Consider the following 25,254-nt stretch of genomic DNA (forward strand, 5'->3'; position numbering starts at 1 on the left):
CGTGAAGCAGACCGACCCCTCCGCCGACCCGTACACCCCGCACAGCGGCGACCGACGCTGGTCGAGCCGCCACCACGACCTGCACCTCGACTACCGCGTCGCCACGAACCGCCTGGACGCGACCGCGACCGTCACTGCGGTGGCGAACGAAGCGCTCGACCGGGTCGTCCTCGACCTGCACGGGCTGTCCGTCGACCGGGTCGACGTCGACGGTGTCCGCGCGAAGAAGGTCTCCGTCGGCACCCACAAGACGACCGTCACGCCCGCGACGCCGATCCCCGCCGGAGCCGAGTTCACCGTGCACGTCCGCTACCGCGGCGCACCCCGACCGCTCCGGAGCCCCTGGGGCACGCTCGGGTGGGAGGAGCTGACCGACGGCGTGATCGTCGCCAGCCAGCCGATCGGTGCGCCGTCGTGGTTCCCCTGCAACGACCGGCCCGACGACAAGGCGACCTACCGGATCGAGCTCACCTGCGAAGCCGGGTACGACGTCGTCGCGAACGGGGCACTGCTCGGCCGTGACCGCACCGCACGCGGCAGCCGGTGGACCTTCGCCGTCACCGAACCGATGGCGTCGTACCTCGCCACGGTGCAGATCGGCCGCTACCGCACGACGACGATCCGCGGCGGCGACGTCCCGGTCACGCTGCACCACCCGGCCGACCTGACCGCGGCGGTGAAGACCGACTTCGGACGGGTGCCGGACATGATCGCCCTGTTCACCGACCGCTTCGGCCCGTACCCGTTCGCGGACTACGGCGTCGTGGTCACCGACGACGAGCTCGAGATACCGCTCGAGGCACACGGCCTGGCCGTCTTCGGCCGGAACCACGTCGACGGCGAACACGGGACCGACCGGCTGATCGCCCACGAACTCGCCCATCAGTGGTTCGGGAACTCGGTCACCCTCGGGCAGTGGCGGGACATCTGGCTGCACGAGGGCTTCGCCTGCTACGCCGAGTGGCTCTGGTCCGAGCACCGCGGCGGTGCCTCGGCGGACGTGCTCGCCGCCGAGCACCGGGCCGGCCTGCTCGACCAGCCGCAGGACCTGGTGGTCGCCGACCCGGGCGCTCGGGACATGTTCGACGACCGCGTCTACAAGCGTGGGGCGATCGCCCTGCACGCCCTCCGTCGGACGATCGGTGACCAGGCCTTCACCGCGGGGCTCCGGACCATCACCGAACGGCACCGCCACGGGACGGTCGCGACGCCCGACGTCGTCGGGGCGTTCGCGGCGGCGGCCGGCAGGACGCCCGAGGACGTGCTGCTCGCCATCGGACCGTGGATCGACGAGCCCGGGGTGCCGGAACTGCCCTAGTCCCGGGGCCGCGTCTCCCCCGCGAGCATCTGGGCCAGGACCGCGTACAACTCCTCGGGGTCACGGGCGAGCATCTGCTTGACCAACGCCGTCTGCTCGTCCACCACGACCTCGTACACGCCGCGCTCCACCCCGTCGAGGGTCGCGCGCGCCACGTCCGCCGGGTCGGTCTTCGCCAGCGGGACTCCCGCCGCCATGTCCGTGTCAGCGATGCCGAGGTGCACGGACATCACCGATGTCCCCTGTCCGGCCAGCTCGTGCCGCAACGCGTTGCCCATGTTCCACAGGGCAGCCTTCGACACCGCGTAGGCGGAGGCGCCCGGCATGGCCAGCCAGGAGGCGCCCGAGGCGATGTTCACGATGCTCCCACCACCGTTCTCGGACAGGACGGGAGCGAACGCCCGGATCACGGACAGGGTGCCCCAGACGTTCGTGTCCATGTCGGCGTGCACCGCGTCCAGATCACCCAGCAGGGTCGCCGTGGTGGCGATCCCGGCGTTGTTGATCAACAGGTCGACGTCGGTCGCGACCGCGGCGGCGGCTGCGACGGACGACGGGGAGGTGATGTCGAGGGCGAGCGGCTCGACGCCCTCGAGGTCGATCAGTTCAGGACGGCGGGCGGTGGCGTACACCTTGGCCCCGCGTGCGACCAGCTGGGCGGCGAGGTGGCGTCCGATCCCGCGGTTCGCGCCGGTGACGAGGGCAGTGGCTCCAGAGATGTTCATGCCGCTACGGTAGAACCTGACATCAGCGTGAGGATCAAGCCCGGGAGTCGAGGATGCGGATCGGTGCACTCGCGGAACAGGCCGGCGTCAGCGTGCGGTCGCTGCGGTACTACGAGGAACAAGGCCTCCTCGCGTCCGAGCGGACCGCAGGAGGACACCGGGAGTACCGCGAGTCCGACGTCACGCGTGTGCGCTTCATGCAGATGCTCTACGCAGCGGGCATGCCGAGCCGCCGGATCATCGAACTCCTGCCCTTCCTCGACACCGGGGTCGCCACGTCGACGATGCTCGACCACTTCGACGAGGAGAGCGATCGCATCCGACGCCAGATCGAGGACCTCACCGCTACCCACGATCGCCTCGCGCGCCTCCGCGGCATCGCCGCGGAGTCAGTCGCGGGACGGCCGCCGGAGGAGTGTCGCTCCTCAGCGAACGCCGCCGCCGCCTGATGGCCGGGGTCGTTCCCGGGCGCTGAGCGCCACCACTCGATGGGCATTCTCTCGGTCGGTGACCAGCCCGTTGCGTCGGTCCTGGACCGTGACCGGGGCGCTGCCTGCCGCGACGGCGAGCACGAGGTCGTCATCGAGCCGGAGGACCGTCACCGGCTGCACGAGGCCGTCGAAGCGGGCGGTGTGCCCGCTGGGCTCGGGCGTGATGCACCCGAGCACCGCGTCGACCTCGGTCGGGTCGACGCGGAGGCCCCGACCGTCCCGTTTCAGGACGGCCTCCTTCACGGCCCAGCACGCGGTGAGGTGGACGGCGGCGGACCCGGACCGTTCGGCCCGCTGACGCTCCCCCGGCGTGAAGGCGTCGAGCTCGGCGGCGGTGACGCGGGAGGGGCGTTCGACGTCGACGCCGATCCCGCTCGGGACGATCGCGCTCGGGACGATCGCGCTCGGGACGATCGCGCTCGGGACGATCGCGCTCGGGACGATCGCGCTCGGGACGATCGTGTCGGGGCTCGTCGTGCTCGGGACGGCGGCCAGTGCGAGGACGCCCGTCGTCCGCGACAGGCTCACGCGGATGTCGTGACCGTCCACGACGGCTGCCGGACGGCCGTGGTCGGCCGCCCCACAGTGCGCGCACCGACGCACGACACGCACCAGCGCCTCGGCGGTGTCGGTGACGTCCGCGACGAACGCGACCAGGGCCTCCCGGTCGGCGGCGCGTGTCCCACGTCCGGTCAGGACGCGGACGACGACACCGTCCGACACGGAGCCCTTCAGGCGTGCGTGAGGGCGATGAGTGCGACGTTCATCGTCGCGTACTTGCCTTCGGACCGGGTGGCCTGGCGGACGCGGCCACGGAGGACCTCGTACCGGCCGTCACTCTCGCGGACGAACCCGATCACACCGCTCAGCGGTGTCGACACGCGGTGGTACCCGTCCTCCAGTGGGACGACTTCTGCGGTGGTCGCTCGCTCCATTGCTGGACCCCTTCCTCGTTGACGTGGACTCACCATACCCCGTTTCGGGGGACACGCCTCCCGGATCGTCCGCATCCGGCTCGGAGCCACGGAGGCGAGACGGGGTACAGGTCGACGCCTCCTGACCGAGTTGTCCACAGCCCGGGCCGGTCCAACGGGTGCCTGGATAGACTCCGGGCGACGGCCACGGACCAGGTCGACAGGACCACGGAAAGAGGACGGATGCGCGCGGTCGGAAGCAGGACGGACCCCGGTTCGGCGAGGGTGACGCGGCTGCTGTCGGGGATCGTCTCGGCGGTGGCCGCGGTGGCGCTCGTCGTGCTCCCCGCAGCGGGAGCGCAGGCCACGGCACCGGTCGACATCGGCAGCGCCTACGTCGTCGACGACGCCGGCGCACTGACCGACGCGCAGCAGGCCGACGTCGAGCAGGCCGTGCAGGAGCTCTACCAGGACACGCAGACGCAGCTCTACGTGGTCTTCGTCCCGTCGTTCACCGACCCGACCGACCACACGGCATGGGGCGCGGCGACGCTGCAGCGGAACCAGATCGAGACGGACGGCATCCTGCTGTCCGTCGCGGTCGACGAGCGGAACTACGACGTCCAGCAGACGAACGAGACCGCCATCAGCTCCGGCGACGTCGAGACCGCGGTCGACTCGGACCTGCTCCCCCGGCTGAAGCAGGGGCAGTGGGCCGCCGCCGCGACCGCGTTCGCCGCCGGACTCCAGCAGAGCCAGCAGCCCGCCGACCTGACCTGGCTGTGGATCCTGCTCGGCCTCGCCGTGCTCGCCGCCGTCGTCGCGGTCCTGGTGATCCGTACCCGCAGCAGGCGCCGCGCGGCCGCGGCACGCGAGCAGCAGGAGCAGACCCTCGCCGAGCTCGAACGCCGAGCCGGTGGCGCCCTCGTCACGATCGACGACGAGATCCGCACCGCCGAGCAGGAGGTCGGGTTCGCCGCGGCCCAGTTCGGCGACGACGCCGCGAAGCCGTTCGCCGACACCGTCGCGATCGCCAGACGCGAGGTCCGCAAGGCCTTCGCCCTCCAACAGCAGCTCGACGACGAGGTCCCGGACAGCGCCCAGCAGCGCGTCGACTGGTCGAACCAGATCATCACGACGTGCGAGCAGGCCCACGCGGCGATCGAGTCCCAGACCGAGGCGTTCGACCAGCTCCGGGCGCTCGAGGAGACGGTGGACACCGCCTCCGCCGAACTCACGACGTCGCTCACCGCGGCTCCCGCCGCCGTCGACGCAGCCCGTGCCGCTCTCGAGCGCGTCCGGAGCGCCTACACCGGCCGGACCCTCGCGACCGTGGCCGACAACGTCGACCAGGCAGGCGAGGTCCTGCGGTACGCCGACGAGCGCGCCGCCGCAGCCCGGACGGCCCTCGCCGCCGGTGACCGTGGCGGAGCGGTCGTCGCCGTCCGCGACGGCCAGCACGCACTGGCTCAGGTGCAGCAGCTCACCGGTGCCGTGACCGCGGCCGAGACCACCTTCGCCGACGCCGCGAGCCGCGCCGAGGCCATGCGCGCCGACATCGAGGGGGACCTCGCCGCCGCCGGCACCCTCACCACCGGTGGTGCAGACCTGGCCGCCGCCGTGGCGCGGGCGCAGCGGGTCCTCCGCGCCGACGTCGACCCCCGCGACCCGGTCGGCGCCGTCGACGCACTGACCAAGGCGAACACCGACATCGACGCGGCCCTCGCCAGCGCCCGCACCGCCGAGGAGCAGCACCGCCGCGCGACCCAGGCCCTCGACGCCGCACTGCGGGACGCCCGGAGCCGGATCACCCAGGCCCGCCAGTACGTCACCGTGCACCGCGGTGGTGTCGGCTCGACCGCGCGCACCCGTCTGTCCGAGGCCGAACGCGCGCTCGACGACGCCCTCGACCTCGCTGTGACCGACCCACAGCGTGCGCTGCAGGCGGCCCGTGCGGCCGAGCAGTACGCGGCCGCGGCCGTCGACGAGGCGAACAACGACATGGGCGGATGGCCCGGTGCCGGCGGGGGCATGGGTGGCGGCCGCGGTGGCGCACAGCTCGGCGGACTCGTCACCGGCATCGTCCTCGGCGGTCTGCTCGGCGGGCGCGGCGGCAGCTACGGTGGCGGCAGCTTCGGCGGCGGCGGCGGCTTCGGCGGCGGCGGCTTCGGTGGTGGCGGCGGCGGGGGCGGCGGCTTCTCCGGCGGCGGCCGGTTCTGACCAGACCTCTCGACCAACCAGCAGTCCATCCACGAAAGGGAACCAGCAATGGCAAAGCAGTCCATCTTCGGCCGCATCTCCACACTCGTCCGGGCGAACATCAACCAGCTGATCGACAACGCCGAGGACCCGCAGCTGATGCTCGACCAGCTCGTCCGCGACTACTCGAACAACATCGCGGACGCCAAGAGCGCCATCGCGCAGACGATCGGGAACCTCCGCCTGCTCGAGCAGGACAACGAGGAGGACGTCCGCGCCGCGCAGGAGTGGGGTCAGAAGGCCGCGAACGCCTCCGCCGCTGCCGACAGGTACCGCGCCGAGGGCAAGGCCTCGGATGCCGACAAGTTCGACAACCTCGCGAAGATCGCGATCGGCAAGCAGATCGCTGCTGAACAAGAGGTTCAGGACAACGCCGCACCACTCGCCACGCAGAACGAGCAGGTCGAGAAGCTCAAGCAGGGTCTCGCCGGCATGGAGCAGAAGCTCGAGGAGCTCCGGTCGAAGCGGAACACCCTCGTCGCCCGTGCCAAGACCGCCGAGGCGCAGTCGAAGGTCAACGACGCCCTGGGCAACATCGACATCACCGACCCGACGAGTGACCTGGCCCGCTTCGAGGAGAAGGTCCGCCGTGAAGAGGCGAAGGTCATCGGTCAGCAGGAGCTGCAGGCCTCCAGTCTCGACGCACAGTTCGAGAGCCTCGAGGACGTCGGCCGTGACGCCGAGGTCGAAGCCCGTCTCGCCGCCCTGAAGTCCGGCGGCCCGACGGTCTGACCCCGACGGGCCGGCACACGCACGACGACTGCTCCGGACGACGTCGGACCCGCCTGACAGACTGACAGGATGCGCTTCATCGTGGTCGGTCAGTGGCAGGGTTCGGCGTCGTCGCGCGCCATGCGGCTCGCGGATGGAGCAGCCGCCGTCGCAGCGGACCTCCCCCGCACGGCGACCACCACGATCGACGTGCCGACCGGTGCCGGCGACCGCCTCGACACCGCGGTCGCGCGGTACACCTCGGTGCTCACGGTCTCCGGCTCCGTCGCCGCGGAGGCGGCTGTCGCCACCGAAGCCGTCCTCGTGATCGGCGGCGACGGGTCCAGCGTGCTCGGCGCCTCCGTCCTGGTCGGGGCGGACACGGCCGTGGTGCGCCTCTCCGGGTCGAGCGGGTTCCGGGCGTTGAACCGCGCCCAGCCGGTCGCGGCCGAGACGGCCGCGCTGCGCCTCCTGGTCGACAGGCCGTCGGATCTGTTCCCGGACCTGCCGGTCGTCCCGGCGTCGTCGGTGGTGGTCGCGGGCACGCGCGGCACCGAGCCCGCCGAGGCGGCCGCTCTGGACCGGGCCGGGATCACCCACCTCGACGTGGACGCGGCGACCCCGGACACCGTCCGTGCCGCGGTCGAGCGCACCGGTGCCGGCAGCGTGTTCGTGCACGTCGACCTCGACGTCCTCGACCCCTCGCAGGTCGACGGGCTGCTCGAACCGGTCCCCTTCGGCATCGACGGCGCAGCCCTCGTCGCCCTGGTCCAGGCGGCCGCGGACGGACGACGGCTCGTCGGAGCAGCCCTGACCGGGTTCGCCCCGGTCGACCCGAGCCGTGCCGTCGAGGACCTGGGCGTGATCCTGCGGGTCGTCGGCGCCCTGACCACCGCGGCGCGCGCGGCCTGACGCACCCGTCGGGTCCGGTTCTCCACCGGGCGCACCGCTCCCGGCCGATGACCGCCCGGCGAAGGCTACGCTCGGCCACATGACGGACTACGACCTCATCGTGATCGGAGCCGGCGCTGTCGGCGAGAACGTGGCGGACTACGCCCACAAGCGCGGCCTGACGGTCGCCGTGGTGGAAGCCGAACTCGTCGGCGGTGAGTGCTCCTACTGGGCCTGCATGCCGTCCAAGGCACTGCTCCGCAGCAGCCACGCGGTCGCCGCCGCCAAGCGCGTGGCTGGCGCGGCGGAAGCCGTGACCGGTGACGTCGACGCGGCCGCCGTGCTCGCACGCCGCAACTCGTTCACGAGCAACTGGGACGACGCATCGCAGGTGCAGTGGCTCGAGTCCGCCGACATCGCACTGATCCGGGGCCGTGCCGTGATCACCGGCGAGAAGACCATCGAGGTCGACGGCACCACGTACACCGCACACGCCGTCGCCCTGGTCACCGGTTCGGTACACACCCTGCCGCCGGTCCCGGGTCTGGCCGAGGCGAAGCCGTGGGGCACGCGGGAGGGCACCAGTGCGCAGGAGGTCCCGGAGAGCCTGCTCGTCATCGGTGGCGGCGTCGCCGGTTCCGAGCTGGCGACCGCCTGGGCAGCCCTCGGCGCGAAGGTGACGCTGGCCGCCCGCCACGGTCTCCTCGGCGGCATGGAGCCCTTCGCGGGCGAACTCGTCGCCGACGGCATGCGGGAGCTGGGCATCGACGTCCGCACCGGTGTGAACCCGACCCGCGTCGACCGCGACGAGCACGGGCTGGTCACCACCACCTTCGACGACGGCACGACCCTCGTCACGAGCGAGGTCCTCGCCGCGACCGGCCGCGCGCCCGGCACCGAGCACCTCGGGCTCTCCTCCGTCGGGCTGACCGACGGCGAGTGGCTCGACGTCGACGACACCATGCTCGTCACCGGCACCGACTGGCTGTACGCCGTCGGCGACGTCAACCACCGAGCGCTCCTCACCCACCAGGGCAAGTACCAGGCCCGCGCAGCCGGCGAGGTCATCGCGGCACGGGTCCAGGGCCGTCCGGTGCACGCCGAGCCGTGGGGCGCGCACGTCGCCACCGCGGACCACGCCGCGGTCCCGCAGGTGACCTTCACCGACCCCGAGGTCGCGAGCGTCGGCCTCACCGAGGAGCAGGCGCGTCAGCAGGGCATCGACGTCCGCGCGGTCGAGTACGACCTGGGCAGCGTCGCCGGCTCGGCACTGCAGGCGGACGGGTACACCGGCCGGGCGAAGATGGTCGTCGACGAGTCCCGCGGGGTCGTCGTCGGGGTCACCTTCGTCGGGCAGGACGTCGCCGAGATGCTGCACGCCGCCACCGTCGCGGTCGTGGGCGAGGTCCCGGTCGACCGGCTCTGGCACGCGGTCCCGGCGTACCCGACCATGAACGAGATCTGGCTGCGCCTGCTCGAGACCTACGGCCGCCCCGAGTAGCCGATGCGGAACCCGTTCGTCGACTCGCCGGTGTCCCGCGCGGGATGGCTCTTCGCGACCGCCGTGGGCCTGGCGATCGGGTTGCCGCTGTCGTCCGGACCCGTGCGGGTCGTCGACGGCTTGATCGTCTGCCGGGGACTGCCGCGCTGGGTCTTCCGGCGCGGTGGGACCTGCGTCGGCTCGGTCTACCTGACGCGGGACAACGACGGCGACCGGGTCCTGCGGCACGAGCGTGTGCACGTCGACCAGTGGCGCCGCTACGGCATGCTCATGCCCCTCCTCTACGGGATCTCCGGGCGGGACCCGCTCCGCAACCGCTTCGAGGTCGAGGCCGGGTTGGAGGACGGCGGCTACCGCTGACCCGCGTTGCCCGCGCTCGGCACCCGGCTCGGCTGGCGCCGCCTGGCGCCCGGCGCCCGGCCCCCGGCCCCCGGAGCCCGGCGCCGCCCGGCCACGCACAACAGCAACCGGCTCGAACCACGGGATCCCCCGGTTCGAGCCGGTTTCCGTTGTGCGGCGCCGTTCTGCGCCGCCGATCCGATCGAGCGCCCGGCAGAGGACAACCGGGCATCGTCCTCGCGCCGAACGGTCACGACAACGGATCCGCCGTTCGGTCACGTTCGGTCGTTCCGCGGCGCTGAGAACGACGATGTGGGACCACTCGACGGACCCGAGCCGGGCGCGGCAGCCCGTCTCAGCGCACGCGGCGGCCCGGCTCAGCGCACGCGGCGGCCCGGCTCAGCGCACGCGGCAGCCCGGGTCAGCGCGCGCGGCAGCCGGGCCCGACGCACGGCAGCCCGGCAGCCCGGCAGCCCGGCTCAGCGCACGCGGCGGCCCGGCCCGACGCACGCGTCAACCCGACTCAGCGCGAGCGGCGCGGGACGACCAGCGGCGTCCCGGTCTCCGGATCCGGCACGACCACGCACGGCAGCCCGAAGACGTCCGCGACGAGTTCCTCGGTGACGACGGACTCCGGCGTCCCCTGCGCGACGATCACGCCGTCCCGCATCGCGATCATGTGCGTGGCGTAGCGGGCCGCCTGGTTGAGGTCGTGCAGCACCGCGACGACCGTGCGCCCGGCGGCGTGCAGCGTGGACGCCAGTTCGAGCACGTCGTACTGGTGCGCGATGTCGAGGAACGTCGTCGGCTCGTCGAGCAGCACGATGTCGGTCTGCTGCGCGAGCACCATCGCGATCCACACCCGCTGCCGCTGCCCGCCGGAGAGTTCGTCGACGCCACGGTCGGCGAGCCCCAGGATGTCGGTCTGCGCCAGGGCCGCCTGCACGACCTGTCGATCGGTCCCGCTGGAGGGGTGCAGCAGGTCCTGGTGGGGGAACCGTCCTCGGGCCACGAGGTCCCGCACGGTGATGCCGTCCGGGGCGATCGGCGTCTGCGGCAGCATCGCGACCCGCCGGGCGACGGCCTTCGGGCGGTACGACGTGATCGGCCGGCCGTCCAGGTACACGGTACCGGCCGAGGGCTTGAGCGTCCGCGCCAGCGCCTTGAGCAGCGTCGACTTGCCGCACGCGTTCGGCCCGACGATGACGGTCAGTTCGCCGTCCGGGACGTCCACGTCGAGGTCCTGCACGACCACCCGGTCGTCGTACCCGAGCCGGAGCCCCCGGGCTCCGAGCGCGGTGACCGGCGCCTCCGGGGTGAGGACGGTGGCCGGACGACCGGCAGGACTCAACACTCCGCCTTGCCGTGCCGCCAGTACCCCATGAACGCGACCTGCTTCCGGTCCAGGCCGATGCTCCGCACGAGGTGACGACGGAGCTCCTTGACGCAGCCGGCCTCCCCCGCGATCCAGGCGTACACGGGCAGGTCGTCGTCCTCACGCGGGACGTCCCAGAGCACCTGCTCGTCGACGTCCACGTCGACGAGTTCGGCCGCGGCCGCAGCGCGTCGGTCGACGACGAGCGGGTCCGGTGCCACGGTCGAGGCCCAGGCGTGCACGTGGTCCGTCATCCGGGCCCCGTGCGAGGCGCCGTTGCGGGCGATCCAGCGGACCTCGACCCCGGCGGGCGCCGACACCGGCAGCCGGTCGGCGTCGGTCGGGACCTCGATGAAGACGTGCCCGACGGCGCTGACGTCGAGGGCTTCGAGGATGGCGCAGATCGCGGGCGCGGCGGTCTCGTCCCCGGCGAGCAGGATCCGGTTCGCGGACCCGGGCGAGAACTCGGCAGCGCCGGACGGCAGGTCGGCGGGCGACTCCGGGACGCTCGGCCCGACGATCCGCAGTTCGTCACCGACGCGGCACGCGGACACCCACCGCGATGCGGGGCCGGCGTCCCCGTGGGCGACGAAGTCGATGTCGAGCTCGTGGGCGTCGGGCCGGAACGAGCGGACGGTGTAGGTGCGGATCGGGTTCCGGGTCGCGTCCGGCAGGGCACGCCACGCGGCGAACCAGTCCTGGCCCTCGGGCAGGTCCGAGAACCCGTGGCCCTCGAGCGGCAGGAGCACCTTGATGCGCTGGTCGAGACCGACGGCCGAGAAGTCCGCGAGCTCGTCACCCGTCAGCGTCACCCGGACGAAGTGCGGGGTGAGCGACGTGACGGCGGCCACACGGACGGAGAAGACACGGTACCGGGCTGCCACACCTCGAGTATGGCATGCCTAACCTAACGACAGAAAGGGCGCGAGGCACTGCGACACTGGTCGGGTGTCCGAGCACGATGACGAATTCGCCGACGTCCCCGCCCTGGCGGCCGCGAGCGGCGTGACCGAGCCGCTCCGCGCCTCCCGGCAGGACGTCCGTACCGACGGCGGTGGGACGGTCTCCGCGATCCGCTGGTCGCGCACCAGCCCGCCGGCAGTCGGACGGGAGGCGCGGATCACCTACCTGCACGGGCTCGGCATCGACGCCCACAGCTTCGACCAGACCGCGGTCGCGATCGACCAGCCGGCCGTCGCGCTCGACCTGCCCGGGCACGGCCGCTCGGCCTGGCGGGAGGACGCGGACTACGCGGCGACCGCGACGGCACCGACCGTCCTCGCCGCCCTGGACGCCCTCGACGTGCCGCCGGGGCTCGTCGTCGGCCACTCACTCGGTGCGATCCTGTCCGCGCGGCTCGCCGCCCTCGCACCCGAGCGGGTCACCGGGCTCGTGCTCGTCGACATGTCCCCGGACTTCGCGCAGCGGGCCGTCGACCGGATCGCCCGTGCCCTGGAGTCCGAGGAGCCGTTCGCGAGCCTGGACGAGGTCGTCGAACGGGCGATCGCCGCGCGAGTCGGTGGGGACGAGGCGACACTCCTCCGGGAGGCGCGCCACTCGACCCGGCTCGGCGCCGACGGACGACTCGTGCGGCGGCACCACTTCCCGCACCTCGGCGGTCGCACGTCGTCCGTCGGGCGGTTCGCGGACGCGTGGCCGGACCTCGAGCAGCTCGACGTCCCGCTGCTGCTCGTCCGCGGTGACCGGGGGTACGTCTCCCCCAAGCTGCACCAGGTGTTCGCCGAGCGGCTGCCGGACGCCACGATCGTGACGGTGGAGTCGCGGCACGCCGTGCAGACGCAGGCGCCGCTCGCCCTCGCGGACGCGATCCGGGAATGGGCGACGGCTCACGGCTTGTTGGATGGCGTCGAAGAACCCCCCGAGACTTCGTCCGAGACCTGACACCGCCGGTGCCCGGCCGCCCGGTAGCCTCGTCCGAGCGTCGCTGACGACCGTCGTCGCGCCGCCCTCGTCCCGGCCCTCGTGGGTCTGGCTCCGGGAAGGAACCCAGCATGCGTCCGCTCCACCGCACCGCCCTGGCCGCGGCAGCCCTCGTCGTCGCGACCTCGGTCGCCCTGACCGGCTGCTCCGGCGGCTCCGACGACACCCGGGGCGGCGCCGACGGGACGGTCCGGGTCGGCCTGGTGCTCGAACCGACCAGCCTCGACATCCGCACCCAGTCCGGCAACGCGCTCGATCAGGTGCTCATCGACAACGTCTACCAGGGGCTCGTCGGACGGACCGCGGACGGGAAGGTCCGCGACGTGCTGGCGTCCTCGCACGAGGTGTCCGACGACGGCCTGACCTACACGTTCACGCTGCGCGACGGTGCGACCTTCCAGGACGGCGAGCCGGTCACCGCGAAGGACGTCGTCTGGTCGTTCGAGGACGTCAAGGCGCACGAGTCGTACGTCGACGCGGACGACCTCGCCGCGGTGGAGACTGTGGCCGCCACCGGGGACGACACCGTCACGCTGACCCTCTCGAAGCCGGACTCGGACCTGCTCTGGAACCTCACGGGCCGCGCGGGCCTGGTCCTCGAGCAGGCGGCCGACAACGACCGGACGAAGACCGCCAACGGCACCGGGCCGTTCGAGGTCGCCAGCTGGAAGCAGGGCGACTCGCTCACCTTCCGCCGGAACCCGGACTACTGGGGAGCGAAGGCGAAGGTGGCGAAGGTCGTCTTCCGGTACATCACCGACCCGTCGACGGCCGTCAACGCGATGGCCGGCGGGGACCTCGACGTCGAGACCGCGGTCGACGGCACGCTGAAGAGCCAGCTGCAGGACACCTCCGGCGTCACACTGCACACCGGCAAGACGACCGACAAGTACACGCTCGCGTTCAACGACCAGAAGGCACCCTTCGACGACGTCCGCGTCCGCAGGGCGATCCGGCAGGCCATCGACCCGAAAGCCGTGATCAAGGCCATCGGCGGCGGCGGCGTGGAGCAGGGCGGCCCGATCCCCGCGCTCGACCCCGGCTACCAGGACCTGACCGACATCGACGCGTACGACCCCGCCGCGGCGAAGAAGCTCCTGCGGCAGGCCGGCGTCACGAAGCCGACGCTCACCCTGACCTACGCCAACGTGTACCCCACGGCGATCGGCGATGTCCTGACCTCCGAGCTCGCTGAGGTCGGCATCACGCTCAAGGTGCAGCGCGTCGACTTCGCGACCTGGCTCGATTCGGTGTTCGAGAAGAAGGACTTCGACCTCAGCATGGTGAACCACACCGAGGCGCGGGACTTCGGCAACTGGGCGAACCCGGACTACTACTTCGGGTACGACAACCCGGAGGTCCAGCGGCTCTACGCGGCCTCGCTGGTGACCACCGACCAGGCCGAGAAGGTGCGCGCCCTGCAGCAGGCGGCGAAGATCGTCAGCGAGGACGCCGCAGCCGAGTGGCTCTACACGGCGACCACCACGACGGCGGTCCGCGACGGGGTCACCGGCTTCCCGTTCGACAGCACCACGACTCGCTTGGACCTGGCGGACCTCGCCGTCTCGTAGCATCGGAGTCGTGACCCGATTCCTCGTCGGGCGGGTGCTCCTGCTCGCCGTCGGACTGCTCGTGGCGAGCCTGATCGTCTTCGCGACGCTCCGCGTGCTCCCCGGTGACGTCGCGCAGGTGGTCGCGGGCGCCGAGGCGACGCCCGCCCAGGTCGCCGCGCTCCGCGAGCAGCTCGGGCTCGACCGGCCCGTTGTGCTGCAGTACCTCGACTGGATCGGCGGCCTGTTCCGCGGTGACCTCGGCGACTCGCTGGTCACCCGTGGCCCGGTCGCTCCGGAGATCGCGCAGAAGCTCGCGGTGACGCTGCCGCTCGCCGGCATGTCCCTCGCGGCAGCGCTGGTGATCGGCGTCCCGCTCGGCGTCCTCGCCGCGGTGCTCCGGCGCCGACCCGGCGGCGCGGTCATCTCCGCCGTCGCGCAGGCCGTCGCCGCGATCCCGGTCGTCTGGGCCGGCATGCTGCTCGTCGCCCTGTTCGCCGTGACCCTGCACTGGCTGCCCGTGCAGGGTTTCCCGCTCGACGGTTGGGACACCCCGGGCCGGGCGTTCGCGGCGCTCGTCCTGCCCGCGCTGACCATCGGCGCGGTCGAGGGGGCCGTCATCCTCCGCTTCACCCGGTCGGCGACGCTGTCCGTCCTCGACGCCGACCACGTCCGCACCGCGGCGGCGATCGGCTTGACGAAGAACCGGGCGCTCCTCCGCCACGGCCTGCCGAGTGTCGCGCTGACGGTACTCGCGGTCCTCGGGGTGCAGATCGCCGGGCTGCTGGTCGGCGCCGTCGTCGTCGAGCAGCTGTTCTCGCTGCCCGGGGTCGGCCGCATGCTCGTGACCGACGTCGGCCGGCGCGACATCACGAAGGTGCAGTCCGAACTCCTCGTGCTCACCGGACTCGTGCTGCTGGTCGGGTTCGCCGTCGACGTGCTGCACCGCGTGCTCGACCCCCGCCAGCGCGAGGCCTCGTCATGAGCGCGCTCCGCCGATTGCTCCGGACCCCGACCGGACTGTTCGCCGTGGTCGTCCTCGGGCTGCTCGTCGTCCTGGCGGGGGTGTCGCTCGTCTGGACGCCCGAGGACCCCTTCCGCACCGACCCGTTCCACCAGTGGGAGCACCCGAGCGCCGCGCACTGGTTCGGCACCGACGGGGTCGGCCGCGACATCGCCAGCTACCTGCTCGCCGGCACCCGCACCACCCTCGTCGTCGCGGTCGGTGCCGGCGTCATCGCGACCGTCGTCGGCATCGTCCTCACTGCGATCGGCTCCCTCACCGCCCGCTGGGTCCGCGAGGCCACGGCGGTGCTCCTCGACGTCCTGGTCGCCTTCCCCACCCTCCTCACCGCGATGCTCCTCACCGCCGTGTACGGCGGGTCCCTCGGCGTCGTCGTGGTGTCCGTCGGGCTGGCGTTCGGCGTCACCATCGCCCGGGTCGCCCGCGGAGAGATCCGCCGCATCGCCCGGAGCGACTACGTCGTCGCCGCGCGGGCATCCGGGGTCGGGTCGCTGGGCGTGCTGTTCCGGCACCTGGTCCCGAACGCCGCGCCGCTGTTCACCGTGCAGCTGTCGCTCGCGATGGCGACCGCGGTCCTCGCAGAGGCCGGGCTGTCCTACCTGGGCTACGGTGCCGACGCGGGCACGGCGTCCTGGGGTCGGCTGCTCTCCGACCTGCAGACGTACATCGGGGTGCACCCGTGGAGCGCGACCTGGCCGGGTGCGGCGATCGCGCTCGTCGTGATGGCGTTGTCCCTGCTCGGCGACGCGGTCCGGGACGCCACCGACCCACGGCTGACGACCAGTCGGCGGGGGCCGGACACGGCTCCCGCACCCGGCACCGCCGTGGGCACGGCCGACGCCCGTGGCACGACCGGCACGGTCAGCGGAACGGAGGGCATGGCATGAGCACCGGAACGGCGACGACCGGCCTCGACGTCCGCGGCCTGACGGTCCGGATCGCGGGGCGGGCGGTGCTCGACGACGTGACGTTCGCCGTGCCTCCCGGCCGACGTGTCGGCGTGATCGGCGCGTCCGGGTCGGGCAAGTCGATGACCTCGCTCGCCCTGATGGGCCTGGAGCCCGCCGGTGCGACCGTCACCGGCAGCATCCGCCTGGACGGACGGGAGCTCGTCGGCATGCCCGACCGCGAGCGTGCACGCACCCGCGGCGCGGCGATCGGGATGGTGTTCCAGGAGCCGGGGACCGCCCTCGACCCGATCCGGCGCGTCGGCAGGCAGATCGTCGAGCCGCTCCGGCTGCACCGGGGTCTCGACCGGCGCGCCGCCGCCGAGGCCGCCGTCGGACTCGCCCGGGACGTCGGCCTGCCCGACCCGGAACTGCTCCTCCGGCAGTACCCGCACCAGCTGTCCGGCGGGCAGCGGCAGCGGATCTGCATCGCGATGGCGATGGCGGGCGAGCCCGCGTTCCTGGTCGCCGACGAGCCGACCACGGCCCTGGACGTGACCACGCAGGCGCGGATCCTCGACCTGTTCGAGTCGCTCACGGCCTCCAGGGGGACGGGGATGCTGTTCGTGACGCACGACCTGGCGGTCCTGTCGCGGATCGCGGACACGGCGGTCGTCCTGGAGGCCGGACGTGTCGTCGAACAGGGCCGCGTCGCCGACCTGCTCGCCACGCCCGGGCACCCCGCCACGCTCGCGCTCGTCGAGGCAGCCCGGGCCACCGCCAGGAGGACCTCGTGAGGGATCCCGACACCGCCGCTCCGGCCCTCGCCGGCGCGGACCTCCGCCGCACGTACCGGCTCCCCCGGCGCGGCCCCTTCGAACCCGGCGCGCTCCGCACCGCCGTCGACGGCGTCGACCTCATCGTCCCGGCCGGCGCACGGCTCGGGATCGTCGGTGAGTCCGGGTCCGGCAAGTCGACGCTCGTCCGCCTCCTCGCCGGACTGGAGGCCCCCACCACCGGCACGGTCCACGCTTCGGGCCGCCCTGTGGACGCGCGGGCATCGGCCGCGTCCTCGCGCTGGTTCCGGCGCGAGACCGGCATCGTGTTCCAGGACCCGGTCGCCTCGCTCGACCCGCGGATGCGCGTCGGTGCGATCGTCGCCGAACCGCTCCGGGCACTCCGTGTCGCCGGCGACCACCGCGCGATGGTCGCCGCAGTCCTGGAACGGGTGGACCTGCCCGCCGACGCCGCCGACCGGTACCCGCACGAGTTCTCCGGCGGGCAGCGCCAGCGGATCGCGATCGCCCGGGCGGTGGTGCACCGACCGCGGATCCTGTTCGGGGACGAGCCGATGAGCGCCCTCGACGTCGTGGTCCGCGCCCGCGTGATCGACCTGTTCCGCTCGTTCGTGGACGACCTCGGCGCGACACTCGTGCTCGTCTCGCACGACATCGGGGTCGTGCAGCGCCTGTGCGACACCGTCGCGGTGATGTCGGCGGGGCGGATCGTGGAGCACGGCCCGGTGTCCCTGCTCGACGCGCCGACGCACGAGGTCACCCGGGCCCTGGTCGCGGCCGCGCCGACTCTGCCGTAGGCGCGTGGGAGGCGCACGAGTGTGGTCCGTCGAGGTTCCAGGAAGCCGGCACCTCGACGCGCGAGATGCCGCAAGCGCGGCATCTCGGCGGAGAGCATGCGGCAAGTCGTGACCACTCGACGGCCGGGCCGGAGCGCGCCTCCGGCAGCGGCGCCCGCGCTACCAGCCAGCCGGGTGCCGCCGCTGCCAGCGCAGTCGGCGCTCGAGCTGCGCCCCGATCGCCAGGAGCACCCACTCACCCCCCGGGCGCCCGATGAGCTGCACGCCCATCGGCAGCCCCGCGCCGTCCGGGTGCCCCTCGCCCGTGACCCCGACGGGCAACGAGATCGCGGGCAACCCCGACACGTTCGCCATCGACGTCCAGGGTGAGTACGCGCACTGGCGACGGAAGTCCTCCTCCGGGTCGTCGCCGTACCAGCCGAGCGGTCTCGGGGTCATGGCGAGCGTCGGGGTGAGGACGGCGTCGAAGCGGTCGAACGCGCGGATCAGGGCGACCGAGAACGTGTCGAGCCCGGCCATCGCGTCGAGCACCTGCGTGCCCGTGAGGGCCCGACCGCGCTCGACCAGCCAGGCGACGAGGGGCGTCAGGGCGCCCAGGTCGATGCCGGGGATCCGGGCGATGCCGGCGCCGGAGGACTCCCACGCCACCTGGAACGACTCGGCGTACGGGACGCGCGGCATCGCCACCTCCTCGACCCCGTGCCCGACCTCGCCGAGCACACGGACAGCGGTGTCCACGGCCTCCCGCGCGGCCGGGTCGACCACCACGTCGACGAAGTCGTCCCACGGCGAGCCGTCGAGCAGCCCGACGACGAAGCGTCCCTCGCCCCGGACGGCGGCCGCGGTGAACGGCCCCTCGCCGACCTCGGGTGTCACGAGCGCGTAGGGCTGGCGCTCGGCCAGACCGGTCGGCGCCACGAGTGCGTCGAGCAGCATCCCCGCGTCGGCGACGGTCCGGGTGAGCGGCCCGGCGACAGCGAGTCCGCCCAGCCCGGAACGCCCGGGCATCGACGGCACCCGACCACGACTCGGCTTGAGGCCGACCAGGCCGGTGGCCGCGGCCGGGATCCGCACCGAGCCTCCGCCGTCCGACCCGACGGCCGCCGGCAGCAGCCCGGCCGCGACGGCGACGGCGGCGCCGCTCGACGACCCGCCCGGGGCACGCGCGGTGTCGTACGGGTTGCGGGTGGTGCCGAAGCGCGTCTCAGAGGACGACGACATGCCGAACTCAGGCGTCGCCGTCTTGCCCAGGCTGATCGCCCCGGCGTCGTCGAGGGCGGTGACGAGCGGATGGTCGACCGTCGCCGGGTCACCCGGCAGGGCGAGCGTCCCGGACCGGGTGGGGACGCCGCGCCGGTCCGTCAGGTCCTTGTCCGCGGACGGGAGGCCCCACAACGGCCGCGACGTCGGCACCAGATCACCGAGATGGTCGGCCCGGGCACGCGCGGCCTCGGCGGTGACGGTCACGAACGCGCCGAACTCCGGGTCGAGCCGCTCGATGCGAGCGAGGTAGTGGTCGGTGACCTCCCGGGCGGTGGTGTCACCGCGGCGGATCCAGTCCCAGAGTTCCTGCGCGGACAGGTGGTGGAGTTCGAACACGGACCGAGCCTAGGCCGACGTGTCGCTCCCCGGCCCTTGACCGACCGCCTCGACGGGACCAGGCTCGGCGCATGGACCACGGCGGAGTGCTCAGTGCGGATGCGCCCGACCCGGAGATCGCGCGCCGGGCCGCGGCCCGCTCGCTGGGGTTCGGCATCGCCGGGCTCGTCGCACAGCGGCATCTCGAGGACTTCGGTTCCGTCGGCGTGCAGACGGGCGAATCCGACGGCGTCCGCGACAGTGCCACCGTGTCGCGGCAGTACACGCTCTGGCGGAATCCGGAGGACCAGGACGACCCGGTGAACCTGGCGGCGATGGACGACGAGCGGCGACGGTCCCTGGAGGAGGTCCCGCCCTGGCCACGCCCGGATTGGCTCGTCGCCACGGTCGAGCGGATGCGGTACCCGATGCTGTGGGAGGCGGTCCAGACCCACTGGAGCCGGCGCGGTACCACCCGCCCGTCACCTGCCGAGGTGCTCGTCGAGCACGTGCAGTACGTCCTCGTCAACGGGTACCGCGACGAACTCGCTCTCCCGGAGTCCACCGAGGACCCCTGGCCGACGCTGGTCGACGAACGCAGCGTCCAGTCCGGACACCCCGTCTTGGTCGACGGCGTCGAGCGCCCCGGGCTGCTCCTCGACACGGACCCCTTCGTGCTCGGCCTGGCGACCGAGCTCGACGACGGGCGACTCCTGACGGCGGTGCTCCCCCGCGACGAGCTGCCCCTGCTCACCGTCGCATTCGACTCGGCCGCACCGCTCGACTGACGGGAGGCGCGGGGCGGCCCGGCACCGCGCCTCCCGTCCCGGTCCGTGGCGGCCCCGGCGAGGTGGGACGATGTGGGGATGACCGCCACGCTCGTCGCCAAGGGGCTCGCCGGCGGCTACGCCGCCCGCACGCTGTTCGACTCCCTCGACCTCACGGTCGCACCCGGTGACGTGATCGGCGTCGTCGGCGTGAACGGCGCGGGCAAGTCCACGCTGCTCCGCCTGCTGGCCGGGGTCGACGAGCCGCTCACCGGGACCGTGTCACTGTCGCCGACGGACGCGTTCGTCGGCTGGCTGCCACAGGAGCACGAGCGGGTGCCCGGGGAAACCGTTGCGGAGTACGTCGCCCGCCGGACCGGGTGCGCGGACGCGGCGGCGGAGATGGACACGACGGCGCTGGCCCTCGGCGAGCCGGATGCGGGCGACGCCGCAGCGGACCGGTACTCGGTCGCCCTCGAACGGTGGCTGGCCTCGGGTGCCGCCGACCTCGACGAGCGGATGCCGGTGGTGCTCGCCGACCTCGGCCTGACCCTCGACGCACCCGACGGCTCGGTCACGGCGGACTCGCTGATGACCTCGCTGTCCGGCGGACAGGCGGCTCGGGTGGGGTTGGCGGCGCTGCTGCTCTCGCGGTTCGACATCGTGCTGCTCGACGAGCCGACGAACGACCTGGACCTCGACGGGCTGGACCGGCTCGAGGAGTTCGTGCGCGGCCTGCGCGGCGGCGTCGTCCTCGTCAGCCACGACCGCGAGTTCCTCGCCCGCTCGGTGACGGCGGTCCTGGAACTCGACCTGGCGCAGTCGTCGAACCGGTTGTTCGGCGGTGGCTACGACGCGTACCTCGAGGAACGCGAGATCGCCCGTCAGCACAAGCGCGACGCGTACGACGAGTTCGCGTCCACCAAGGCCGACCTGGTCTCACGGGCCCGGACGCAGCGCGAGTGGTCGAGCCAGGGCGTCCGGAACGCGATGAAGAAAGCGCCGGACAACGACAAGATCCGCCGTAAGGCGGCCAGCGAGTCGAGCGAGAAGCAGGCGCAGAAGGTCCGGCAGATGGAGTCGCGGATCGCCCGGCTGGACGAGGTCGAGGAGCCGCGCAAGGAGTGGCAGCTCGAGTTCACGATCGGGCAGGCACCGCGGTCCTCGGCCGTCGTCGCGACCCTGTCGGACGCCAGCTACGAGCAGGGCGGCTTCACCCTCGGGCCGGTGTCGCTGCAGGTGAACGGCGGTGACCGGATCGGCATCACGGGCCCGAACGGTGCCGGCAAGTCGACGCTGCTGCGGGCGCTGCTCGGACGGCAGGAACCGACGACCGGCACGGCGTCGATCGGGTCGAGCGTGGCGGTCGGCGAGGTCGACCAGGCCCGCTCGCTGTTCACCGGGTCCGAGCCTCTGGCCGCCGTGTTCGAGGGACTGGTCCCCGAGATGAACACCGCGGACGTCCGCACCCTGCTCGCGAAGTTCGGTCTGAAGGCCGACCACGTCGGACGGGCCGCCGGTGAGCTCTCGCCGGGCGAACGGACTCGGGCCGGCCTGGCGCTCCTCCAGGCTCGCGGGGTGAACGTGCTCGTGCTGGACGAGCCGACGAACCACCTGGACCTCGTCGCGATCGAGCAGCTCGAGCAGGCGCTCGAGTCCTACGAAGGCACGCTGCTGCTGGTCACCCACGACCGGCGGATGCTCGACACCGTGCAGCTCGACCGGCAGTGGCGGGTCGAGGCCGGGCGGGTCACCGAGGTCTGATCCGGGAGGTCGGCGCGCTCCGTCCCGCCCCGCCCGATGTCGTCCGGTGGGACGGGGTCAGTGGCCGCCGCCGCGGTGGAACGGGCAGCCGCCGGATCCGGACGCCCGCGATCGGCCGCCGGCGACATCACCCGGGGACCGGGAGGCCCGGACCCGGCCACCGGACGCGGGCTTGGTGGGCAGGCGGCGACGGTCGACGTCGAGCCCCTCGTCGAGGACGCTCAAACGCGGGTCGCTCAGGGTCGCGACCGCAGAGGCGAGTGCGACGATCGCGAGCTTCTCCCCCGGGCACCGATGGCCGGTCACGACGTCGCCGCCACCGTGCGGGACGAACGTCTCGATCGCCTCGTAGTCGTCGACACCGAGGAACCGATCCGGGTCGAAGCGGTCGGCGTCGGGCCACGAACGGTCGTCGGTGTCGGTGCCGAGCAGGTCGAGCAGGACCCGGCCGCCGCTCGCGAGTCGTTCGCCGCCGATGTCGAGGTCCTCGGTGGCCCACCCGGGCAGCATCGGCACGAACGGCGCCGTCCGGCGGATCTCCTGCGCGAAGGCGGTCGCGAGGGGCCCGCCGGCGAGCGAGCGTCGGGTGACGGACTCCTCGGCGATCCGGGCACGCCACTCCGGCCGGTCGTGCAGTTCCTTCGCGGCGAACGCGACGAACCGGGCGACCGCGATGAGCGGACGGATGCTGTTCTGGAGCTCGACGCCGGCGGTCACCGCGGGCAACAGGACGCCGGAGCGGTCACGGTGCCACGCCCACTCGTACAGCGCCGTGCCCTCGGCCGGGTCGAGATCGCCGTCCCGGACCGCCCGGACCAGCCGTTCCGCGTGCCGGTTCGACCACCACCGGTTCCGGACGGCGAGCAGGTACTCGGGCGAGTACGGCACACCGAACCCGTCGACGATCTGCGCCAGGCGGGCCGCCCATCGGGTCTTCGCGTCCGGCGTCCCGGGCAGACCCGCCCACCGCATGCCGGCTCGGCCGAACACACCGACGGCGGCGTCGTAGGCGGACCGCTGCCCGCCGCCGAGCCACTCGTCGAGTTCCCGGTGCCACTCCTGCGCGATGAGCGGGGTGAGGCGGGCGACCTGCTCGTCCTCGTACGCGACGTCGACGAAGGTCGCCTTGCGGTGCCGGTGCTCGGCGCCGTCGAGGCTGTGCACGGACCCGTCGCCGAACAGCGTCTGCTGCACGATCGGCGGCATCGCACCGTGTCGGGCGATCCGGTCGCTGTAGAACAGCTCGACGCCCTCGGCACCGCGGACCAGCAGCGCGTCACGGAGCAGGAAGCGCATCGGCACCGCCCTGGCACCGTCGGCCGCCCGGCGCCAGACGTGGGCGCCGAAGCCGTAGCCGCGGGTGAGCAGGGACGGGGAGTCGTCGACAGGCATGCCCCCATGCTGCCGACGTCCGCCCGTCCGCCCTCTCAAGCGGGGCGGTCCCGTCAGGCCGTCCGGAACCCCAGCAGCTCGAGCACCTCGGCGGACTCCTCCTCCGGTGAGCGGTCGGCGGCGACGGTGAGGTGCGCCTCGTCCGGCTGCGGCGGCTCGAGGGTCGCCAGCTGCGATGCGAGCAGGGACGCCGGCATGAAGTGCCCGGACCGTGAGGACATCCGCTCCTCGAGCAGGGCTCCGTCCCCGGCGACGTGCACGAACACCACCCCGGAGGCCCGCAGCACGTCCCGGTACGACCGCTTCAGCGCCGAGCAGGTCACCACCCCGTTCGTCCCGGCGTCGAGGTGGCCGCGGATCCAGCCGGCGACGACGTCGAGCCACGGCCAGCGGTCCTCGTCCGTCAGGGGTGTGCCGGCGTGCATCTTCGCGACGTTCGCCTCCGGGTGCATGCTGTCGCCCTCCGCGAACTCCCACCCGAGCTCGTCGGCGACCATCGCCGCGACGGTGGACTTGCCGGAACCGGAGACGCCCATCACCACGAGCACCTGCGCGTCCAGCGTCCGGGACTCCGAGCGGGGCTGCCGTTCGTCCGACTGCCCGCTCATCGGATGAAGATCCCGGCGACGAGCACGCCGACCAGACCGATGACCGAGATCAGGCACTCGAGCACCGACCACGACTTGAAGGTCTGTCCCACCGAGGTGTTGAGGTACCCCTTCACCAACCAGAACCCGGCGTCGTTGACGTGCGACAGGAACACCGACCCGGCGCCGATCGCGAGCACGAGCAGTGACGTCATCGGGGACGACAGGTCGTGCGCGATCGGGGCCATGATGCCCGCGGCCGTGACGGTCGCGACGGTGGCGGACCCGGTGGCGACGCGGACGAGCGCGGCGACCACCCAGGCGACGAGGAGCACCGAGATGCCGGAGTCCTTGACCGCGTCGGCGATCACGCCGCCGATGCCCGTGTCGATGAGCACCTGCTTGAAGCCACCGCCGGCACCGACGATGAGGAGCACCCCGGCGACCGGCGGCAACGCGCTCTCGAGCGACTTCGCGACCGCGGACCGGTCCATGCCGCCGCCGATCGCGAAGAAGACCATCGCGTAGACGGTCGCGATGCCGATCGCGATCATCGGCGTCCCGAGGAAGTCGAGCACGCCCACCCAGGCACCACGCGCGTCCGGGGCCGTGGCCTCGCGGATCGCCTGCGCGAGCATGAGCACGACGGGCAGCAGGATGCCGACCAGCGCGACGGCGAACGACGGGCTGCGTGGCTCGCTGATCACCCGCGTGAAGTCGCTCTTGCCGTGGGGCAGGGACGCGGTGTCCTCCGAGGCGGGGGTGCGGCGGGCCTCCCGGCCGGAGTGCACGGGGTCCTCGCCCCGTGCGCCGAAGATGTCCGGCACCGGGACGTCGACCCAGCGCGCCGCGAAGCGGGCGAAGACCGGGCCGGCCAGGACGATGACGGGGATCGCGAGCACGATGCCGAACGCCAGCGTCGTGCCGAGGTCCGCACCGACCGTCGAGACGGCGACCAGCGGACCGGGATGCGGCGGGACGAACGCGTGCATCGTGGAGAGCCCGGCGAGGGCCGGGATCGCGATCTTCATGATCGGGACGGAGCTGCGCCTCGCGACCAGGACGATGATCGGGATGAGCAGGACCAGGCCGACCTCGAAGAACATCGGCAGGCCGATCAGCGCACCGATCAGTGCCATCGTCCAGGGCAGCGCCGCGGCCGAGGACCGCCGGACCAGGGTGTCGACGACCCGGTCAGCGGCGCCGGAGTCGACGAGGAGCTTGCCGAACATCGAGCCGAGGCCGACGAGGATCCCGACGCTCGTCATGGTCGCGCCGAAGCCGTCCCCGAAGCTCGCCACCGCCTTCTCCGGGGCGAGCCCGGCACCGATGCCGACGCCGAGCGCACCGATCGTCAGGGCGACGAAGGGGTGCACCTTGAGCCAGGTGATGAGGGCGATGATCACCACGATGCCGATGAGGGCGGCGATGACGAGCTGTGGGATCGGACCGGACGGGTCGACCGTCTCGGTCCCGGCGGCGAGCACGTGGTCCGGGATCGCTGGGGTGGTCTGGAGGTGAGGCATCTGTGCCCCTTCCTGGAGCAGCTCCTGCGCTGCTGCCGTCCTGCTGCTGGTGCCGGGTGGACCGGGGTGCTGATCCCAGCCGCGGTCGCCGGTGCAATAATCTGATTAATCAGACTACAT

At 72.9% G+C, this 25,254-nt stretch carries 24 protein-coding genes; 15 read left to right on the forward strand and 9 right to left on the reverse strand.

Features of this window, described 5'->3' with window-relative positions; all coding sequences use genetic code 11:
• The first annotated feature begins 1 nt into the window (after nt 1).
• Nucleotides 2-1,318, forward strand: a complete 1,317-nt coding sequence (locus DEJ25_RS03635) for a M1 family metallopeptidase (protein WP_258366083.1) — start codon at nt 2-4, stop codon at nt 1,316-1,318.
• On the opposite strand, the gene DEJ25_RS03640 is transcribed toward DEJ25_RS03635, so the two are convergent.
• Nucleotides 1,315-2,043 (reverse strand): SDR family oxidoreductase, encoded by a 729-nt coding sequence (locus tag DEJ25_RS03640; protein ID WP_111043802.1) that lies wholly within the window; start codon nt 2,041-2,043, stop codon nt 1,315-1,317. The genes DEJ25_RS03635 and DEJ25_RS03640 overlap by 4 nt on opposite strands.
• A 53-nt stretch (nt 2,044-2,096) precedes the next feature.
• Here DEJ25_RS03640 and DEJ25_RS03645 point away from each other — a divergent pair, with 53 nt between their 5' ends.
• Nucleotides 2,097-2,492 carry a MerR family transcriptional regulator gene (locus DEJ25_RS03645; protein WP_110902126.1) on the forward strand — a complete coding sequence of 132 codons (396 nt, stop codon included), beginning with the start codon at nt 2,097-2,099 and terminating at the stop codon, nt 2,490-2,492.
• Here the strand turns inward: DEJ25_RS03645 and DEJ25_RS16840 are convergent.
• Both DEJ25_RS16840 and DEJ25_RS03655 read right to left on the reverse strand, forming a co-directional pair.
• On the reverse strand, nt 2,469-3,257 hold the full coding sequence (locus DEJ25_RS16840) for a 4'-phosphopantetheinyl transferase superfamily protein (RefSeq protein WP_220033160.1): 789 nt from the start codon (nt 3,255-3,257) through the stop codon (nt 2,469-2,471). The two genes, DEJ25_RS03645 and DEJ25_RS16840, sit on opposite strands and share 24 nt — an antisense overlap.
• A gap of 8 nt (nt 3,258-3,265) precedes the next feature.
• Complete coding sequence (locus tag DEJ25_RS03655; protein WP_111043803.1) at nt 3,266-3,469, reverse strand: hypothetical protein; 204 nt, start codon at nt 3,467-3,469, stop codon at nt 3,266-3,268.
• Nucleotides 3,470-3,691: 222 nt separating this feature from the next.
• Between DEJ25_RS03655 and DEJ25_RS03660 the strand changes: the two genes are divergently transcribed.
• The 5 genes from DEJ25_RS03660 (at nt 3,692) to DEJ25_RS03680 (ending at nt 9,170) form a co-directional block, all read left to right on the forward strand.
• The gene (locus DEJ25_RS03660; RefSeq protein ID WP_111043804.1) at nt 3,692-5,668 is read left to right on the forward strand and encodes a YgcG family protein; all 1,977 of its coding nucleotides are present in this window, start codon (nt 3,692-3,694) and stop codon (nt 5,666-5,668) included.
• Between the two features lie 48 nt (nt 5,669-5,716).
• Entirely contained in the window at nt 5,717-6,439 is a 723-nt protein-coding gene (locus DEJ25_RS03665) for a PspA/IM30 family protein (protein WP_110902123.1), read from the forward strand.
• 69 nt (nt 6,440-6,508) lie between these two features.
• A complete protein-coding gene (locus tag DEJ25_RS03670) occupies nt 6,509-7,330 on the forward strand; it encodes an arginase family protein (RefSeq protein ID WP_110902122.1) in 822 nt (273 codons plus the stop codon).
• Between the two features lie 79 nt (nt 7,331-7,409).
• Nucleotides 7,410-8,810 (forward strand): NAD(P)/FAD-dependent oxidoreductase, encoded by a 1,401-nt coding sequence (locus tag DEJ25_RS03675; protein WP_111043805.1) that lies wholly within the window; start codon nt 7,410-7,412, stop codon nt 8,808-8,810.
• Between the two features lie 3 nt (nt 8,811-8,813).
• Nucleotides 8,814-9,170: a Fe-S oxidoreductase gene (locus tag DEJ25_RS03680; protein WP_110902120.1), complete on the forward strand. Its 357-nt coding sequence runs from the start codon at nt 8,814-8,816 to the stop codon at nt 9,168-9,170.
• Between the two features lie 502 nt (nt 9,171-9,672).
• On the opposite strand, the gene DEJ25_RS03685 is transcribed toward DEJ25_RS03680, so the two are convergent.
• Nucleotides 9,673-10,500, reverse strand: coding sequence for an ABC transporter ATP-binding protein (locus DEJ25_RS03685; RefSeq protein ID WP_111043806.1), 828 nt, complete (start codon nt 10,498-10,500; stop codon nt 9,673-9,675).
• Nucleotides 10,497-11,408, reverse strand: coding sequence for a siderophore-interacting protein (locus DEJ25_RS03690; protein WP_111043807.1), 912 nt, complete (start codon nt 11,406-11,408; stop codon nt 10,497-10,499). The genes DEJ25_RS03685 and DEJ25_RS03690 overlap by 4 nt, the downstream gene beginning before the upstream one ends.
• 64 nt (nt 11,409-11,472) lie before the next feature.
• On the opposite strand from DEJ25_RS03690, the gene DEJ25_RS03695 reads away from it, so the two are divergent.
• From DEJ25_RS03695 to DEJ25_RS03720, 6 genes are all read left to right on the forward strand, one after another.
• The gene (locus DEJ25_RS03695) at nt 11,473-12,426 is read left to right on the forward strand and encodes an alpha/beta fold hydrolase (RefSeq protein ID WP_111043808.1); all 954 of its coding nucleotides are present in this window, start codon (nt 11,473-11,475) and stop codon (nt 12,424-12,426) included.
• Nucleotides 12,427-12,536: 110 nt separating this feature from the next.
• Nucleotides 12,537-14,036, forward strand: a complete 1,500-nt coding sequence (locus DEJ25_RS03700) for an ABC transporter substrate-binding protein (protein ID WP_111043809.1) — start codon at nt 12,537-12,539, stop codon at nt 14,034-14,036.
• Between the two features lie 10 nt (nt 14,037-14,046).
• On the forward strand, nt 14,047-15,000 hold the full coding sequence (locus tag DEJ25_RS03705; protein WP_111043810.1) for an ABC transporter permease: 954 nt from the start codon (nt 14,047-14,049) through the stop codon (nt 14,998-15,000).
• Entirely contained in the window at nt 14,997-15,926 is a 930-nt protein-coding gene (locus DEJ25_RS03710) for an ABC transporter permease (protein WP_111043811.1), read from the forward strand. The genes DEJ25_RS03705 and DEJ25_RS03710 overlap by 4 nt, the downstream gene beginning before the upstream one ends.
• Entirely contained in the window at nt 15,923-16,723 is an 801-nt protein-coding gene (locus DEJ25_RS03715) for an ABC transporter ATP-binding protein (protein ID WP_111043812.1), read from the forward strand. The genes DEJ25_RS03710 and DEJ25_RS03715 overlap by 4 nt, the downstream gene beginning before the upstream one ends.
• Nucleotides 16,720-17,520, forward strand: a complete 801-nt coding sequence (locus tag DEJ25_RS03720) for an ABC transporter ATP-binding protein (protein WP_111043813.1) — start codon at nt 16,720-16,722, stop codon at nt 17,518-17,520. The genes DEJ25_RS03715 and DEJ25_RS03720 overlap by 4 nt, the downstream gene beginning before the upstream one ends.
• 159 nt (nt 17,521-17,679) lie before the next feature.
• On the opposite strand, the gene DEJ25_RS03725 is transcribed toward DEJ25_RS03720, so the two are convergent.
• A complete protein-coding gene (locus DEJ25_RS03725) occupies nt 17,680-19,119 on the reverse strand; it encodes an amidase (RefSeq protein ID WP_111043814.1) in 1,440 nt (479 codons plus the stop codon).
• A 71-nt stretch (nt 19,120-19,190) separates the two neighbouring features.
• Between DEJ25_RS03725 and DEJ25_RS03730 the strand changes: the two genes are divergently transcribed.
• Both DEJ25_RS03730 and DEJ25_RS03735 read left to right on the forward strand, forming a co-directional pair.
• Nucleotides 19,191-19,886 (forward strand): hypothetical protein, encoded by a 696-nt coding sequence (locus tag DEJ25_RS03730; RefSeq protein WP_111043815.1) that lies wholly within the window; start codon nt 19,191-19,193, stop codon nt 19,884-19,886.
• A 78-nt stretch (nt 19,887-19,964) separates the two neighbouring features.
• Complete coding sequence (locus DEJ25_RS03735) at nt 19,965-21,629, forward strand: ABC-F family ATP-binding cassette domain-containing protein (protein WP_111043816.1); 1,665 nt, start codon at nt 19,965-19,967, stop codon at nt 21,627-21,629.
• Nucleotides 21,630-21,686: 57 nt separating this feature from the next.
• Here DEJ25_RS03735 and DEJ25_RS03740 read toward each other — a convergent pair whose 3' ends face one another.
• From DEJ25_RS03740 to DEJ25_RS03750, 3 genes are read right to left on the reverse strand one after another with little or no spacing between them, the layout of a single operon-like run.
• The gene (locus DEJ25_RS03740) at nt 21,687-23,021 is read right to left on the reverse strand and encodes a cytochrome P450 (protein ID WP_111043817.1); all 1,335 of its coding nucleotides are present in this window, start codon (nt 23,019-23,021) and stop codon (nt 21,687-21,689) included.
• A gap of 53 nt (nt 23,022-23,074) precedes the next feature.
• The gene (locus tag DEJ25_RS03745) at nt 23,075-23,629 is read right to left on the reverse strand and encodes a gluconokinase (RefSeq protein ID WP_111043818.1); all 555 of its coding nucleotides are present in this window, start codon (nt 23,627-23,629) and stop codon (nt 23,075-23,077) included.
• Nucleotides 23,626-25,134 (reverse strand): GntP family permease, encoded by a 1,509-nt coding sequence (locus tag DEJ25_RS03750; RefSeq protein ID WP_111043819.1) that lies wholly within the window; start codon nt 25,132-25,134, stop codon nt 23,626-23,628. The genes DEJ25_RS03745 and DEJ25_RS03750 overlap by 4 nt, the downstream gene beginning before the upstream one ends.
• Nucleotides 25,135-25,254: the final 120 nt, after the last annotated feature.

Source organism: Curtobacterium sp. MCPF17_011, from assembly GCF_003234145.1.
Lineage (GTDB): Bacteria > Actinomycetota > Actinomycetes > Actinomycetales > Microbacteriaceae > Curtobacterium.

Excerpts from the sequence above, each read along its gene's own strand:
- DEJ25_RS03640 (WP_111043802.1), bottom strand. The coding sequence starts at position 2,043 with ATGAACATCTCTGGAGCCACTGCCCTCGTCACCGGCGCGAACCGCGGG.
- DEJ25_RS03750 (WP_111043819.1), bottom strand. The coding sequence starts at position 25,134 with ATGCCTCACCTCCAGACCACCCCAGCGATCCCGGACCACGTGCTCGCC.
- DEJ25_RS03715 (WP_111043812.1), top strand. The coding sequence starts at position 15,923 with ATGAGCACCGGAACGGCGACGACCGGCCTCGACGTCCGCGGCCTGACG.
- DEJ25_RS03700 (WP_111043809.1), top strand. The coding sequence starts at position 12,537 with ATGCGTCCGCTCCACCGCACCGCCCTGGCCGCGGCAGCCCTCGTCGTC.
- DEJ25_RS03680 (WP_110902120.1), top strand. The coding sequence starts at position 8,814 with ATGCGGAACCCGTTCGTCGACTCGCCGGTGTCCCGCGCGGGATGGCTC.
- DEJ25_RS03645 (WP_110902126.1), top strand. The coding sequence starts at position 2,097 with ATGCGGATCGGTGCACTCGCGGAACAGGCCGGCGTCAGCGTGCGGTCG.
- DEJ25_RS03735 (WP_111043816.1), top strand. The coding sequence starts at position 19,965 with ATGACCGCCACGCTCGTCGCCAAGGGGCTCGCCGGCGGCTACGCCGCC.
- DEJ25_RS03740 (WP_111043817.1), bottom strand. The coding sequence starts at position 23,021 with ATGCCTGTCGACGACTCCCCGTCCCTGCTCACCCGCGGCTACGGCTTC.
- DEJ25_RS03665 (WP_110902123.1), top strand. The coding sequence starts at position 5,717 with ATGGCAAAGCAGTCCATCTTCGGCCGCATCTCCACACTCGTCCGGGCG.
- DEJ25_RS03660 (WP_111043804.1), top strand. The coding sequence starts at position 3,692 with ATGCGCGCGGTCGGAAGCAGGACGGACCCCGGTTCGGCGAGGGTGACG.
- DEJ25_RS03745 (WP_111043818.1), bottom strand. The coding sequence starts at position 23,629 with ATGAGCGGGCAGTCGGACGAACGGCAGCCCCGCTCGGAGTCCCGGACG.
- DEJ25_RS03675 (WP_111043805.1), top strand. The coding sequence starts at position 7,410 with ATGACGGACTACGACCTCATCGTGATCGGAGCCGGCGCTGTCGGCGAG.
- DEJ25_RS03655 (WP_111043803.1), bottom strand. The coding sequence starts at position 3,469 with ATGGAGCGAGCGACCACCGCAGAAGTCGTCCCACTGGAGGACGGGTAC.
- DEJ25_RS03670 (WP_110902122.1), top strand. The coding sequence starts at position 6,509 with ATGCGCTTCATCGTGGTCGGTCAGTGGCAGGGTTCGGCGTCGTCGCGC.
- DEJ25_RS03710 (WP_111043811.1), top strand. The coding sequence starts at position 14,997 with ATGAGCGCGCTCCGCCGATTGCTCCGGACCCCGACCGGACTGTTCGCC.
- DEJ25_RS03730 (WP_111043815.1), top strand. The coding sequence starts at position 19,191 with ATGGACCACGGCGGAGTGCTCAGTGCGGATGCGCCCGACCCGGAGATC.